9 protein-coding genes are annotated in these 13789 nt (G+C 68.0%); 5 read left to right on the forward strand and 4 right to left on the reverse strand.

All coding sequences use genetic code 11. The features are described from left to right. Positions 1 to 99 precede the first annotated feature (99 nt). The 4 genes from QC826_RS03670 to QC826_RS03685 are packed head-to-tail and all read right to left on the reverse strand — an operon-like array spanning position 100 to position 4328. A complete protein-coding gene (locus QC826_RS03670) occupies positions 100 to 852 on the reverse strand; it encodes a Crp/Fnr family transcriptional regulator (RefSeq protein WP_279764442.1) in 753 nt (250 codons plus the stop codon). A gap of 24 nt (positions 853 to 876) precedes the next feature. Then, positions 877 to 1206: a hypothetical protein gene (locus QC826_RS03675; RefSeq protein ID WP_279764443.1), complete on the reverse strand. Its 330-nt coding sequence runs from the start codon at positions 1204 to 1206 to the stop codon at positions 877 to 879. 42 nt (positions 1207 to 1248) lie between these two features. Further along, the gene (locus tag QC826_RS03680) at positions 1249 to 2460 is read right to left on the reverse strand and encodes a tetratricopeptide repeat protein (RefSeq protein WP_279764444.1); all 1212 of its coding nucleotides are present in this window, start codon (positions 2458 to 2460) and stop codon (positions 1249 to 1251) included. Beyond that, positions 2457 to 4328, reverse strand: a complete 1872-nt coding sequence (locus QC826_RS03685) for a CHASE2 domain-containing protein (RefSeq protein WP_279764445.1) — start codon at positions 4326 to 4328, stop codon at positions 2457 to 2459. Before QC826_RS03685 ends, QC826_RS03680 begins: the two co-directional genes overlap by 4 nt. Positions 4329 to 4640: 312 nt before the next feature. Between QC826_RS03685 and QC826_RS03690 the strand changes: the two genes are divergently transcribed. The 5 genes from QC826_RS03690 (at position 4641) to QC826_RS03710 (ending at position 13788) form a co-directional block, all read left to right on the forward strand. Continuing rightward, entirely contained in the window at positions 4641 to 6014 is a 1374-nt protein-coding gene (locus QC826_RS03690) for a FecR family protein (RefSeq protein WP_279764446.1), read from the forward strand. A 415-nt stretch (positions 6015 to 6429) separates the two neighbouring features. Continuing rightward, complete coding sequence (locus tag QC826_RS03695; RefSeq protein WP_279764448.1) at positions 6430 to 9924, forward strand: DUF4214 domain-containing protein; 3495 nt, start codon at positions 6430 to 6432, stop codon at positions 9922 to 9924. 189 nt (positions 9925 to 10113) lie between these two features. Next, on the forward strand, positions 10114 to 10527 hold the full coding sequence (locus QC826_RS03700; RefSeq protein ID WP_279764449.1) for a class I SAM-dependent methyltransferase: 414 nt from the start codon (positions 10114 to 10116) through the stop codon (positions 10525 to 10527). A gap of 11 nt (positions 10528 to 10538) precedes the next feature. Further along, a complete protein-coding gene (locus QC826_RS03705; RefSeq protein WP_279764450.1) occupies positions 10539 to 11654 on the forward strand; it encodes a methyltransferase regulatory domain-containing protein in 1116 nt (371 codons plus the stop codon). A 283-nt stretch (positions 11655 to 11937) separates the two neighbouring features. Continuing rightward, positions 11938 to 13788 carry a type I secretion system permease/ATPase gene (locus QC826_RS03710; RefSeq protein WP_279764451.1) on the forward strand — a complete coding sequence of 617 codons (1851 nt, stop codon included), beginning with the start codon at positions 11938 to 11940 and terminating at the stop codon, positions 13786 to 13788. The last annotated feature ends 1 nt before the right edge of the window (position 13789 follow it).

The raw sequence follows: 13789 nt of genomic DNA on the forward strand, positions 1-13789 counted from the left end.
GCGGGGGAACGGCGGGGGGGGACGGTCATGGTCGACAACTCGCTAGGGGGTGGGAAAAAGCGCGCCATTATAGCGCGCCGGCGGCGCCGGCGGGCGCCCTCACGCGCCGCCCTCGACCAGCTTTTGCAGCGCCTGCGGGTCGACGATCAGCAGGCGGTGGGTGTCCTTCTGGACGATGCCCTGGGCGGTCAGCGCGGTCAGCGCCCGCGTCACCGTCTCGCGGCTGGTGTTGATCATGTTGGCGATGTCCTGGTGGGTCGGCAGGTTCTCGACCACGTCGGGCTGGCCCGGCTGGGTGGTCTTCATCTGCACCAGGAAGGTGTACAGGCGGCGGCTGGTGTTGTTGATGCTCAGCAGCGAGCGGAACTCCGAGTCGCGCTGGATCTTCGCCGCCAGGTGGCGCAGCATCTGGCTGGCCACCGAGGGCGAGTGGGAGAACAGGTGCAGCGCCGCCGGCGCCGGCAGGAAGGCCACCAGCACCGCGCTCATCGCCACCACCGAGGCGGTGCGCTGCGAGCCGTTGATGACGGCGATCTCGCCGAAGAAGTCGCCCGGCGCCAGCATGCGCAGGCCGATGGCGCGGCCGTCCTCGGTGACGTCGATCACCTGCAGCTGGCCCGACAGCAGGAACAGCAGGCCGTCGCCGGCGCCGCCCTTCTGCAGCACGATGTCGCGCTTGCCGTACTGGCGGAAGCGCAGCTCGCCCTTGAAGCGCAGCATCTCCTCGTCGCTCAGGCCGGCGAGCAGCGGGATCTTGCGCAGGTGCACCTGCACGCTCTTCGGCTCGGCCGCCTGGCCGGCGGCCGCGTCGGGCGCGGCGGCGGCGTGCGCCTTGTCTGTGGGCTTGGTCATCTGTGTCTTCTATAAAGGGGCCGCTCAGGCCAGCGCGCGCGCCAGCAGCGTCAGGCCGCCGACGGCGCCGATGCCGGCCACGTTGGCGGCCTGGTCGCGCCAGCAGAAGTGCCGCCCCGGCACCAGCTGCTGCAGGCATTCTATCAGCCAACCGCCCAGCGCCAGCGCCAGCAGGGCCAGGGCGAAGGCGCCCGGCGCCGGCAGCAGGCGGGCGGCCAGCGCGGTGAGGCCGCCGAAGGCGGCGAAATGCATCAACTTGTCGTTCGGCAGCGGCGGCAGCCAGGCGTTCGGCAGCAGGCAGCCGGCCAGCACGGCCAGCGCGGCGGCGACGAACAGTATCACTTCCCATTGCATAGGTTCAAGCTCTTCCTGGTAAGCGTTTGTAAGGGGGCGCCGTCACAGGCCGCTCCAGTGCCAGCTCAGCTGCACCTGCTGGCCGTGGTAGCGGAAGATCTCGATGTTCTCGCCGTTGCGCACGGCGCGCCACTCCAGGTGCAGGGCGTGGTCGCGCCGCAGCGGGTAGACCAGGGTGGCGCGCAGCACCTGGTTGGACTGGCGCCGCGCCAGCTCGAGCACGCCGGGCGAGTAGGCGCGCTCGCCGCGCCAGCGCTGCAGCGTCCAGTCCAGCTCGCCCTGCAGCTGGCCGCCCAGCAGGCGCCGGCCGTACAGCCGGGCCGACCAGCCGGCGCGGTCGCCGCCCGGGCGCAGCGCGGCGCCGCGGTCGCTCTGCAGGCCCAGCGCCAGCTGCGCCTGGGAATGCTCGTCGTGGTAGCCGAGCATGCCGCGCAGCTCGGCGGTGCCGGCGTCGAAGTTGCTCAGCGTCTTGTAGCTGGTGTAGGACAGGCTGGCCAGCAGGCTCAGCTCGAGGCCGGCCGGCAGCGCCAGCGGCGGGCTGGCGCGCAATTGCACCTGGGCCTGCTCCTGGTAGAGCCGGCCGCCCAGGCTGAGCATGCCCACCAGGGCCGAGCTGCGCAGGCGCCAGCGGGCCAGCCGCCAGGGGTGCTCGGCGCCGGCGAAGGCCGAGTAGGAGTTGTAGGCGGACATCCGGTCGTACTGGCGCAGGTGCAGCTGGACGAAGCCGAGGTCGCCGTCGGCGCTCAGGTCGCGCAGGAAGTCGCCGGTCAGCACGCTGTAGCGGTCGGCGTGCGGCCGGTACTCCGGCAGCAGCTCGATCGGCAGGCCGTTGGCGTCGGTGTAGGAGGGCACGCTGGCGCCCTGGTTGACGTTGCTGTCGTGGCCGCGCGCCGCGCTCACCCCCCACTGGCTCAGCGCGCGCCAGCGGTAGCAGCCGGCGGCGCGCTGCTGGGCGATGATGTCGCGGATGCCCTGCGGCGGCATGAAGCGCGTCTCGATGTCGCGGAACAGCGCCTCGGCCTCGGCGTCGTGGCCCAGGGCGCACTGGATCAGCGCCAGGTCCAGCCATTCGCCGGCGTGGCGCGGGCCCTGCGCCACCATGCGCGCCAGGATCTCGCTGGCGTCGGCCTGGCGGCCGTCGGCGATCGACTGCATCGCCTTCAGGTACAGGTCCTCGGCCGCCGGCGCCTCGTCGGCGCCGGCGCCGCCGGCCAGCAGCAGGCCTGCCAGCAACAGGGTCGGGCGTATGTTCAAGGGGCTCCTTGCGGCCGCGCGGCGGCGGCCAGTGTGTAGAGGGTGGTCAGTTGTTCCTTGCCGCGCAGCAGGGTCTGGCCGATGCGCAGCAGCTGGTGGCGCCGGCACAGCGCCGCCGTGCCGGGGCCGACCACCACGTCGTAGGGCAGCTCGCGCGCCGCCGTCTCCAGCCGCGAGGCGACGTTGACGCTGTCGCCGACGGCGGTGTAGATGCTGCGCGTCGACGAGCCGAAGTCGCCGGCCATCGCCGTGCCGCTCTCGATGCCGATGCGCACGCGGATCGGCGCCTGGCCCAGCGCCGCGCGGCGCCGGTTGAACACGGCCATCGCCGCCAGGATGGCGGCGGCGGCGTCGAGCGCCTGGTCGGCGTGGTCGGCCACCGGCAGCGGCGCGCCCCAGAACGCCACCAGGCCGTCGCCGGTGAACTTGTCGAGCGTGCCGCGGGCGGCCAGCACCGGCGCCGTCAGGCATTCGAGGAAGGCGCGCGTCAGCTCGGCGGCCTGTTCCAGCGGGAGCGCCTCGACGTGGCCGGTGTAGCCCTGCATGTCGGCGATCAGGGTGGTCACCTCGCAGTGGCTGGGCGCCAGCGGGTCGGCCAGGTTGCTGCGCAGCAATTCGTCGACGACGGCGTCGGCGACGTACTGGCGCAGCGTGCCGAGCAGGCGGCGCGACTGGCGCTGCGACTGCTGCCAGGCGAACGGCACGCCGACGGCGAGCAGGAACAGGATGGCCAGCAGCGGGCCGCTGGCCGAGAACCGGGCGTCGTGCGGCGCCATCAGCGCGGCCAGGCCCAGCCACAGCAGGGCGGCGCCGGCCAGCAGGGCGACGTTGCTCAGCGCGGCGCGGCGCGCCAGCGTGTGGGCGCACAGCAGGGCGGTGGCCAGCGCGTACAGCAGGGCGGCGGCGCGGCCCGGCCAGGGCGCCGGCGCCAGCCCGGCGCGGGCGTCGAGCTGGGCGGTGAGGGCGGCGGCGTGCACCAGCAGGCCGCTGGTCGAGGCCGACAGCGGCGTGGCGACCCGGTCGGACAGGCCCAGCGAGGACGAGCCGACCAGCGCCAGGCGTCCGGCGATCAGCTCGGCCGGCGCGCCCTGCGCCAGCACCAGCGCCGCCGGGATCACCGTGTAGGCCTCCCAGCGCCGGCCGTAGGCCAGGCGGCGCAGGCCGTCGCCGCCGTCCGGGCCGGCGGCGCCGGCGCCGGCCGGCGCCGGCCCGGCGCAGCAGTCGAGCAGGGCCAGCGACAGCGTCGGGTAGCGCCGGCCGTCGAACCAGGTCTGCATCGGCAGGCGGCGGATCACGCCGTCGGCGTCGGGGATGAAGCCGATGTTGCCGAGGTGGGCGGCGCGGCCCAGGCCGGCGTGGTTGGCGATGTAGCCGCTGGCCACGGCGGCCCCGGCGGCGCCGCCGGCCACGCCGCCGGCCAGGCGGCCGACCCGCAGCGGCAGGTTGCCGTTGTAGTCGAAGGCCTGCGGCAGCACCAGCGGGCCGTGCTGGGCCAGCATGGCCAGGCGGGCGTCGCCGCCGGCGTCGGCCGGCTCGGGCAGCACCAGGTCGAGCGCCACGCCGCGCGCGCCGTACTGGCCCAGCAGCAGCTCGACCAGGCTGGCGATGCGCTCGCGCGGCCACGGCCAGGGGCCGGCCTGGGCCAGGCTGGACTCGTCGATGTCGACCACCACCACGCGCCGCTCCGGCTCGGCCGAGGCGGCGCGCCGCAGCAGCTGGTCGCGCAGCCACTCGTCGGCGGCGCCGAAGCCGTGGCCGCCCGGCGGCCACTGCGCCCAGGCGGCCAGCAGCACCGCCACCAGCACGATCAGCGCGCGCGCGGCGGCCGGCGCCGCGCGGCGGCGGCCTGGCGGATCGGGCAACTTCATGGGGGAGGAAAATCTCGCGCTCAAGGGCATCATGGTGTTTTGGTAACCGGCAAGTATAACCCCATGTCGCCGCGACAGAAAGGCCTATCGCCTGCGGCGGCCGGGGCGGCGGCGCCGTCAGTGCAACAAAATCGTGAGAAAGGGTAACAAGCCTGGGCCGCCGGCCGCCGCCGCGCTACAGTGCCAAGCTAACAGGCATGCCGCGCGCCGGCAAGGCGCCGCGCGGCCCCGGCGTTCCGCACAGGCTTGTGACGGGCGTCACAGATTGCCTTCCGCCAAAAGCGGAGAATGTCAAAAAAAGGAGTACCTATTATGTTGTCCCAAAACTCGCCGCTGTTCCCGTCCGTCCGCCGCGCCGCCATCGCCGGCCTGGGCGCCGTGCTGTTGGCCGGCGCCGGCGCCGCCCTGGCCGACGAGGCCGGCCGCATCGTCTTCGTCAGCGGCGAGGTGCGCAACGGCGCCCGCGCCACCGTGGTGGGCGACGCCGTGCAGGAGGGCGAGGAGCTGAGCACCGGCAAGGACGGCTACGTCTACCTGAAGACGTCCGACGACGGCCTGCTGATCCTGCGCCCGTCGAGCCGGGCCCGCATCGCCGCCTACCACGTCGACCGCGCCAACCCGGCCAACACCCGCGTCAAGCTCGAGCTGCTGTCGGGCGTGGCGCGCAGCGTCTCGGGCAGCGCCGTCAAGCAGGCGCGGCAGAATTTCCGCTTCAACACGCCGGTCGCCGCCATCGGCGTGCGCGGCACCGACTTCACCGTGTTCACCGACCAGGAGACCTCGAACGTGACGGTGCTGTCGGGCGCCATCGTGGTCAGCGGCTTCAGCGGCGGCTGCCAGGCCAGCGGCATCGGCCCCTGCGAGCACCCGTCCAGCCGCGAGCTGGCCGGCGGCCAGAACGGCCAGATGCTGCAGGTGCGCCGCGGCCAGGCCACGCCGCAGCTGCTCAGCGGCGGCGTCGGCGCGCCCGACACGCTGGCGCCGCCGCGCGGCGACGAGCCGTCCGGCAAGGGCGGCCAGGCGCTCGGCGAGCCGGGGCTGGACGCGCAGAAGAGCAACTCGCTGTTGCAGCAGGCCAAGAACGTGCGCAGCAACGAGGTCGCGCCCACGCCGGAGCCGCCCAACGTGGCGCCGGCCAATCCGGTGGTGGTGGCCCCCGTGGTGCCGCCGCCGGCCGAGATGGTCTGGGGCCGCTGGGTGGCCGTGCTGGACCAGGCGCCCGCCGTCGACATGCTCGCCCTAGGCAGCAACGGCAGCAAGCGCCTGGTGTCGAACGCCTACTATGTGATCGGCCGCACCAAGGGCGGCGACTGGGAGGTGCCGCAGCAGGGCAACATCGGTTTCGTCCTGCGCGCCAGCGAGGCCGTGGTGATCGACAACGCCACCCTGGCGCAGTCGCCGGCCAGCGTGCAAAACGGCCAGTTGCAGATCGACTTCGGCAAGCGCACCTTCAGCACCGGTTTCGATTTGCTGACCGGAAAAGAAACCTTCAAGCAGCAGTCGACCGGCACGGTCGGCGCTGGCGGGGAATTGTCCGGCGGCGCCTGGTTTATGCAACCGAACAATATGACGGTGAACGGCGTGGTCGGTCCGAACAATAGCGCCGCGTATATATTCTCCTCGCGCCTGGATGAAAAGCGCAGCGGCGGCGGCATTACCGTGTGGGGCAAGGAGCCGGCCAAGTAGCCGCGCCGCCCGCCGCCCCGGCGGCGCCGTCCGTCCCCATGAAAAATGCCGCTGTTGCGGCATTTTTTTATGCGTCAGCCGGGCCGTTTAAAAGCCGCGCATATATTGAGGCGGTAAATTCCTTATTCAAGTCGAAGTGAATAGCATGTAAATAGTATAAGAATATGCGCGGGTCGCCGGCGTGGGTTTGGCGCGGCTTGGAGCGCCGGCACTATTGATTTCCCCACAAGCATCTCCCATAATGGCCGTCGGACTATTTTTATGGGCTAAAACTTATAAAAAAGAAGATATTTCGGAGATTTATGTGACGGCTGTCACAAAAGTCCCCGGGCTCTTCTGCCATCATGGCTGCCGTAGTACTGCAAGCTACTTGACGCAAAGCAGAATCCTATCAATGATTTCCAGGAGTTTTTCAATGGCTACCGTAACCGCACTCGACATCCAAACCATCTATGTTGCCTACTTCAACCGTCCTGCCGAGCCTACCGGCCTGATTTTTTGGCTGGCACGCGCCAACGCCAACGGTCTGGCAAGCACCGTCAGCGAACTGGCTAACTCGAAAGAGTACACCGATGCCTACGCTGGCAAATCGCCACTGGCCATCGTTGACCAGATCTACCTGAACCTGTTCGGCCGTCACGCTGAACCAGAAGGCCTGACCCACTGGGCACTGAAACTGCAAAACGGCGAACAGACCTTCGGTCAAATCGCTTACACCATCGCCGCCAACGCGCAAAACGAAGATAAAGTCGCCATCAACAATAAAGTTGCTGCCGCCGGCATCTTCACCGACTCGCTGAAAACCGCCGAAGCCATCCGTGGCTACGATGGCAAAGAAGCCAACGTTGTTGCTAAAGACTGGCTGTCGACCATCACCGACGCCGCTTCGTTCACCGCCGGCACCGCTCCTGCTGCCCTGGCTACCGTGTCGGCCAACGTCGTCATCGCTCACGAAGGCACCCTGAACAGCCCACAAAGCTTCGTCCTGACCGCAGGCGTTGACGCCGGCACCGCCTTCGTTGGCGGCGCAGGTAACGACACCTTCTCGGGCAACGCCACCACCCTGTCCGCTCTGGACCAACTGGACGGCGGCAAGGGTAGCGACACCCTGGCCCTGTTCAGCGTCGACAAAGACGGCAAAGGAGCTTCGCTGGACCTGTCCCAGCCTACCTCGGTCAAGAACATCGAAAACCTGGTCGTCACCTCGACCACCAGCGCGCTGACCGGCGACAAAGCTGACGTGTCCGCATGGACCGGCCTGACCCAGGCAACCTTCAACGTCAAAGGCGTGGCTGCGCAAGTGATCACCGCTGCTGACACCACCGCTGTGACCGTGGCCAACACCGCTGGCGGCGCGACCGTCGTCGGCGCATCGAAAGTGACCATCACTTCCGGCGCCGCTGCTGTTGCCAAAGGTGGTGCCGCTGCGAACGCTGCCGGTACTGCCAACGCTACCAAGCTCGCTGCCGATGCTGCAAAAATCGTCGCCGACAATGCCAAAATCGCCGCTGATACCGCGAAAGCCACCGCTGACACCGCAGTTGTAACCGCCACCACGACGAAAACCACCGCTGACGCCGCAGTTGTCACCGCCACCACTGCGAAAACCGCTGCTGATGCGCTGATTGCCGCTACCATCACCGCCTCCAACGCCGTTACCGCCGCCGATGCGAACCCAGTCAACGGTGGTGCCGTGACCGACGACTTGGCCGCAATGAAAGCCGCGTTCGTTGGCGCCGGCCTGGCCCCAGCTGACATCACCGCTATCAATGCAACTACCACCGACGCTGGCCTGCTGGCCGCTGTTGCTGCTTTGGTCACTGCGTACACCACGGCCGCCGCTACCGCCGCTACCACGCTCACCACCAACACCACCGCCGCAGCCACCGCCGCTACCTCGCTCACCACCGCGACTACCGCCGCTGCTACCGCTGCTACCACTGCTGCTACCGCTGCCGCCGCTGCTACCGCCGCTGCTACCGCTGCTACCGCCGCTGCCGCCGCTGCCGCTGCCGCTCCTGACACCGCTGGCGCAGTCATCGCCATCACCAACGCCGCGCTGGTAAGCGCCACCGTTGTTGGCGGCACGACCGTTGACATCGGCGACAGCGCCGCTGGCACCCTGACCACCGTCTCCCTGGACGGCAACAGCGGCACCGCCAACCTGACCGGCGACAAGCTGACCACGGTTTCGATCGCTCACACCTCGTCGGCAACCAACATCGCCAACGCCACCGCCAAGCACACCCTGGCACTGGGCGTGAACGCTGTCACCGGTGGCGCCACCATCACCGACAACGCTGCAACCACGGTCAACCTGACCGTGACCGGCGTCAAGGCAACCACCGCTTCGGACATCAACCTGGTCGGCGCCGCTCTGACCACGCTGAATGTTGACACCGCAGCAGCACTGACCCTGACCCCAACCGGTCTGGGCGGCGGTGTTGACAGCCTGAAAACCCTGACCGTCAAGGGCGCTGGTTCCCTGAGCGCCAACCTGAGCAGCGTTTCGACTCTGACTTCGGTCGACATGTCGGCTGCTTCGGGCAAGCACACCCTGACGCTGGACGGCGCCATCGCTGCCGCCACCATCAAGGGCGGTTCGGGCGTTGATAAAATCACCACCACCGGTATCCTGGACGCGAAGAGCACCATCGCCCTGGGCGCTGGCAACGACACCTACAGCTTCGGCGCTGCTGCTGCTGCTGGCGCGCTGGTTACCGGCGGCGACGGCACCGACACCCTGGCAGTTGCCAACGGCGCCCTGCTGGACGCCGCTGCTGCCAAGGTGTACTCGGGCTTCGAAGTTCTGGAAATCGGCAACGGCCAAGGCAACTACGACATGTCCGTCCTGGGCCTGACCGCTGTGACCTACACCGGCACCAGCCTGGCTGCTGACGCTGCAATCATCAACGCAGCCGCTGGCACCACCGTTGGCGTATTGGCTGCAGCCAGCACCGACCTGACCGGCGCCAACAACCTGACCTACACCCTGAAAGACGCAACCGGCAAGGCTGACGCTGTTACCCTGTCGCTGACCTCGGTCGACGGCAACAACAACGGCGTCGCCAACGGTAACGTTACCCTGGGCAAGTTCACCGCTGCTGGCATCGAAACCGTCACCATCGCTTCGGCTGCTACCGCTGACGTTGCTGACGCTGACGCTCCTACCGACGCAGTTGCCGCTGTTAAGTATGTCAACACCGTGTCCGACCTGGTTGTTGATTCGGCTAAATCGCTGGTCATCACCGGTGCTGCTAGCACCGTGATCACCACGATCCACTCCGACACCCTGACCAAGATCGACGCGTCGGCCGCAACCGGCAACGTCACCGTCACCAACGCAGTGCTGGCCACCGCCGGCGGCGCAGCTGTTGGCGCAGTGACCTACCTGGGTGGTTCCGGTGTTGATACCTACACCGCTACCGCTAAAGGCGACGTGATCTCCGGCGGCGCTGGTGCCGACGTCATCACCCTGGGTGCTGGCAAAGACACCATCTCGCTGACCAAGGCTTCGGACTCGATCCTGACCCTGAAAGACACCAGCACCCCAGCTGATGGCATTTCGGACACGGCTACCGGCTTCGATACGATCGCCAACTTCACCACCGCAGCCGACAAGATCGACATCTCGTCGATGAACATCGCTACCGGTGCTGCTCGCGGTTCGATCACCCTGCATACCCTGGGCGCTGATTCGGCTGCTGGCCTGCAAGCCGCTATCGGCACCGGCACCGGCTTCTTCCACGACGGCATCGCCAACCGCGCCCTGAGCGTGATCACCGGCGGCGGCGCAAGCTACCTGTTCATCGATGCTAACGGCGACGGCAACTACACCGCTGGCACCGACGCAGTCGTCAAGCTGGCTGGCGCTCCAACGTTCGTCCTGACCGACGTTTCGTTCGGTTAATTCCCTGGGCGCAGCAAGGCGGTCGGCGTCAACGCCGCCTTGCTGACCCGGTGAAGTAGCGAAAACCCCGTTTCCTGTTGCAGGAAGCGGGGTTTTTTCCTAAGCGCACGCTGCGCGTGCGCTTAGGAAAAATATAATACAGCTGCACGAATTTTCTTCCCCCGATTTGCCAACGAAAAAGGAATAGGAATGTCTGAGTGGTCAGCTGGTTACGTTTCCGATATCGGTTACACCTTTGGTTATTACACCGAGCTCAATCCCATGCGGATCAAGCTGGGTTTTTTGCACGCGGGTAAGGTTTTCCCCGAGGTCGGCCACGCCTGCGAGCTGGGCTTCGGCCAGGGCTTGAGCGCCAACATCCACGCCGCCGCCTCGGTGGTCGAGTGGCACGGCACCGACTTCAATCCGGCCCAGGCCGGCTTTGCACAAGAGCTGGCCGCCGCCTCCGGCGCCAACGTCCACCTGCGCGACCAATCCTTCGCCGAGTTCTGCCAGCGCGAGGGCCACTGCCCGACTTCGACAGCATCGGCCTGCACGGCATCTGGAGCTGGATCTCCAACGAGAACCGCGCCATCATCGTCGACTTCATCCGCCGCAAGCTGAAGGTCGGCGGCGTGCTCTACATCAGCTACAACACCCAGCCGGGCTGGGCGCAGATGGTGCCGGTGCGCGACCTGCTGACCGAACACAACGAGGTGATGGGCGCGCCCGGCCGCGGCATCGTGCCGCGCATCGAGGATTCGCTGGAGTTCGTCGGCAAGATGTTCGACACCAATCCCAACTTCTGCAAGGCCAACCCGCAGGTGGTCGATCGCATCAAGCGCATGAAGGAGCAGAACCGCAACTACCTGGCCCACGAGTACTTCAACCGCGACTGGCTGCCCATGTCCTTCACCGCCATGGCCGACTGGCTGGAGCCGGCCAAGCTGAACTTCGCCTGCTCCACCCATTACACGGAGCAGATCGAGGCCATCAACCTGTCGGCCGAGCAGCTCGCCTTCCTGCAGGGGGTGACCGACCCCATGTTCAAGGAGACGGTGCGCGACTTCATGGTCAACCAGCAGTTCCGCCGCGACTACTGGGTGCGCGGCGCGCGCGAGTTGTCGCCGCTGGAGCGCGCCGAGGGGCTGCGCGAGCAGCGCGTGCTGTTGGTCACGCCGCGCGCCGACGTCTCGCTGAAAATCAACACCGCCTCCGGCGAGGCCAGCCTGCACGACGCGGTCTACCTGCCCATCCTCGACTACCTGGCCGACCACAAGGTGCGCAGCATCGGCCAGATCGAGAAGGCGATGGCCGAGCACGGCCTGCAGTTCGCCCAGGTGGTGCAGGCGGTGTTCGTGCTGGTCGGCGTCAACACCCTGCAGGCGGTGCAGGACGACGCAGTGATCAGCCGCGCCCGCAAGCAGACCGACAAGCTCAACCTGCGCATCTGCACGCTGGCGCGCGGCCGTACCGACATCAACTACCTGGCCAGCCCGGTGACGGGCGGCGCCAGCCAGGTCAACCGCATCAACCAGCTGTTCCTGCTGGCGCGCGGCCTCGGCCGCAAGACCCCGGCGGACTGGGCCTTGTACGCCGCCGACGTGCTGTTCAGCCAGGGCCAGCGCATCCTCAAGGGCGGTGTGATGATCGAGCCGCGCGACGAGGTGGTCGACGAGCTGACCGCGCAGGCGCTGGTGTTCGCCGACAAGCAGCTGCCCATCCTCAAGGCGATGGGCGTGGTGTCCTGATCCACCCGCGCCCGGGCCGCCTGTGCCCGGGCCGGCCGGCGCCGCCCCGGCGCCGGCCGTTCGCCCTAGGGGCAATCGACAGCGTTGCCCGGTGGCGGCGGAAAAGTGTAAGAATTGTGATGGGCATCACATTTGAGCGGTGTTTTGGGCCATAATACGCCTTCTCGTTCGTTAATAGTTTCCTGTGGGTATTTCCCGGGAACGGTAGACCAGGCGGGAGCGAGCCCGCCTTCCCTTTCCCCAGCGGTCCCATGCGTTTCAACATTGCTCTGTGATGCACACCATGAAAAATTACTTAAAGCCGAAAAACGAGATCGCGCAGGTGCTGTTCTCCTTCAAGCGGACCTTCGTCACCGTCGGCACCTTCAGCGCCGTCACCAACATGCTGATGCTGGTGCCGTCGATCTACATGTTGCAGGTCTACGACCGCGTGCTGGCCAGCCGCAGCGAGCTGACCCTGTTGATGTTGACCTTGCTGATGCTGGGCGCCTTCGCCCTGATGAGCCTGCTGGAACTGGTGCGCAGCTTCGTGCTGGTGCGCGTCGGCGCGCGCTTCGACACCGAGCTCAACAAGCGGGTCTACACCGCCGCCTTCGAGCAGAACCTCAAGCGCGCCGGCGGCAACGCCGGCCAGGCCCTGATGGACCTGACCAACGTCCGCCAGTTCCTCACCGGCAACGCGCTGTTCGCCTTCTTCGACGCGCCCTGGTTCCCCATCTACCTGGTCGTCATCTTCTTCTTCGAGCCCTCGCTCGGCCTGTTCGCGCTGGGCGGCACCGCCGTGCTGGTGCTGCTGGCCTACCTCAACGAGCGGGTCACCCACAAGCCGCTGGCCGAGGCCAACTCGATGGCCATCGCCGCCGGCACGCTGGCCACCAACAACCTGCGCAACGCCGAGGTGATCGAGTCGATGGGCATGCTGCCCAGCCTGCTGGGCCGCTGGTACAAGATGCACGGCCGCTTCCTCCACCTGCAGGCCGAGGCCAGCGAGAAGGCGGCCATGATCGCCGCCGCCACCAAGTTCGTCCAGGTTTCGCTGCAGTCGCTGGTGCTGGGCTTCGGCGCGCTGCTCGCCGTCGAGGGCAAGATCACCCCCGGCATGATGATCGCCGCCTCGATCCTGGTCGGCCGCGCGCTGGCCCCGGTGCAGCAGGTGATCGGCGTGTGGAAGACCTACAGCAGCACGCGCAGCGCCTATGAGCGCCTGACCGCCCTGTTGGAAAGCAATCCCCAGCGCTCGGCCGGCATGGAGCTGCCCAAGCCGCTCGGCGCCCTGGCCATCGAGGGCGTCACCGCCGCGCCGCCGACCGCCACCATGGCCGTGTTGAAGGGCGTCACCTTCGCCATCGCCCCCGGCGACGTGCTCGGCGTGATCGGCGCCAGCGGCTGCGGCAAGTCGACGCTGGCACGCCTGATGGTCGGCGTCTGGCCCAGCGCGGTGGGCAAGGTGCGCCTGGACGGCGCCGACATCTACCAATGGAACAAGGCCGAACTGGGCCCGCACATCGGCTACCTGCCGCAGGAGATCGAGCTGTTCGGCGGCACCGTCAGCGAGAACATCGCCCGCTTCGGCGAGATCGACGCCGAGAAGGTGGTGCTGGCGGCCAAGCGGGCCGGTGTGCACGAGATGATCCTGCACTTCCCGCAGGGCTACGACACCAAGCTGGGCGACGGCGGCGCCGGCCTGTCCGGCGGCCAGAAGCAGCGTCTCGGCCTGGCCCGCGCGATGTACGGCGACCCCTCGCTGATCGTGCTCGACGAACCCAACTCGAACCTCGACGACGTCGGCGAGGCGGCCCTGCTGCAGGCCATCCGCGACCTGCGCCAGCGCGGCAAGACCATCGTGCTGATCACCCACCGCACCAGCGCCATCGGCGTGACCAACAAGCTGCTGCTGCTGCGCGACGGCGCCGTCGGCATGTTCGGCCCGACCCAGGACGTGCTCAACGCCCTCAACGAGGCCAACCAGAAGCAGTTGCAGGCCCAGCAGTCGGCCCAGGCGCAGGCCCAGGCCCAGGCCGAGGCGCAGCAGGCCCAGCAAGCACAACAGGCGCAGGCCCACGCCCACGCGCAAGCACAAGCACAAGCACAAGCACAAGCGGCGGCCGCAGCGGCCGCCGCCGAACAGGAGTAAT

The organism is Rugamonas sp. DEMB1 (genome assembly GCF_029834475.1).
Lineage (GTDB): Bacteria > Pseudomonadota > Gammaproteobacteria > Burkholderiales > Burkholderiaceae_D > Rugamonas > Rugamonas rubra.

Excerpts from the sequence above, each read along its gene's own strand:
- QC826_RS03675 (WP_279764443.1), bottom strand. The coding sequence starts at position 1,206 with ATGCAATGGGAAGTGATACTGTTCGTCGCCGCCGCGCTGGCCGTGCTG.
- QC826_RS03710 (WP_279764451.1), top strand. The coding sequence starts at position 11,938 with ATGAAAAATTACTTAAAGCCGAAAAACGAGATCGCGCAGGTGCTGTTC.
- QC826_RS03670 (WP_279764442.1), bottom strand. The coding sequence starts at position 852 with ATGACCAAGCCCACAGACAAGGCGCACGCCGCCGCCGCGCCCGACGCG.
- QC826_RS03690 (WP_279764446.1), top strand. The coding sequence starts at position 4,641 with ATGTTGTCCCAAAACTCGCCGCTGTTCCCGTCCGTCCGCCGCGCCGCC.
- QC826_RS03685 (WP_279764445.1), bottom strand. The coding sequence starts at position 4,328 with ATGAAGTTGCCCGATCCGCCAGGCCGCCGCCGCGCGGCGCCGGCCGCC.
- QC826_RS03695 (WP_279764448.1), top strand. The coding sequence starts at position 6,430 with ATGGCTACCGTAACCGCACTCGACATCCAAACCATCTATGTTGCCTAC.
- QC826_RS03700 (WP_279764449.1), top strand. The coding sequence starts at position 10,114 with ATGTCTGAGTGGTCAGCTGGTTACGTTTCCGATATCGGTTACACCTTT.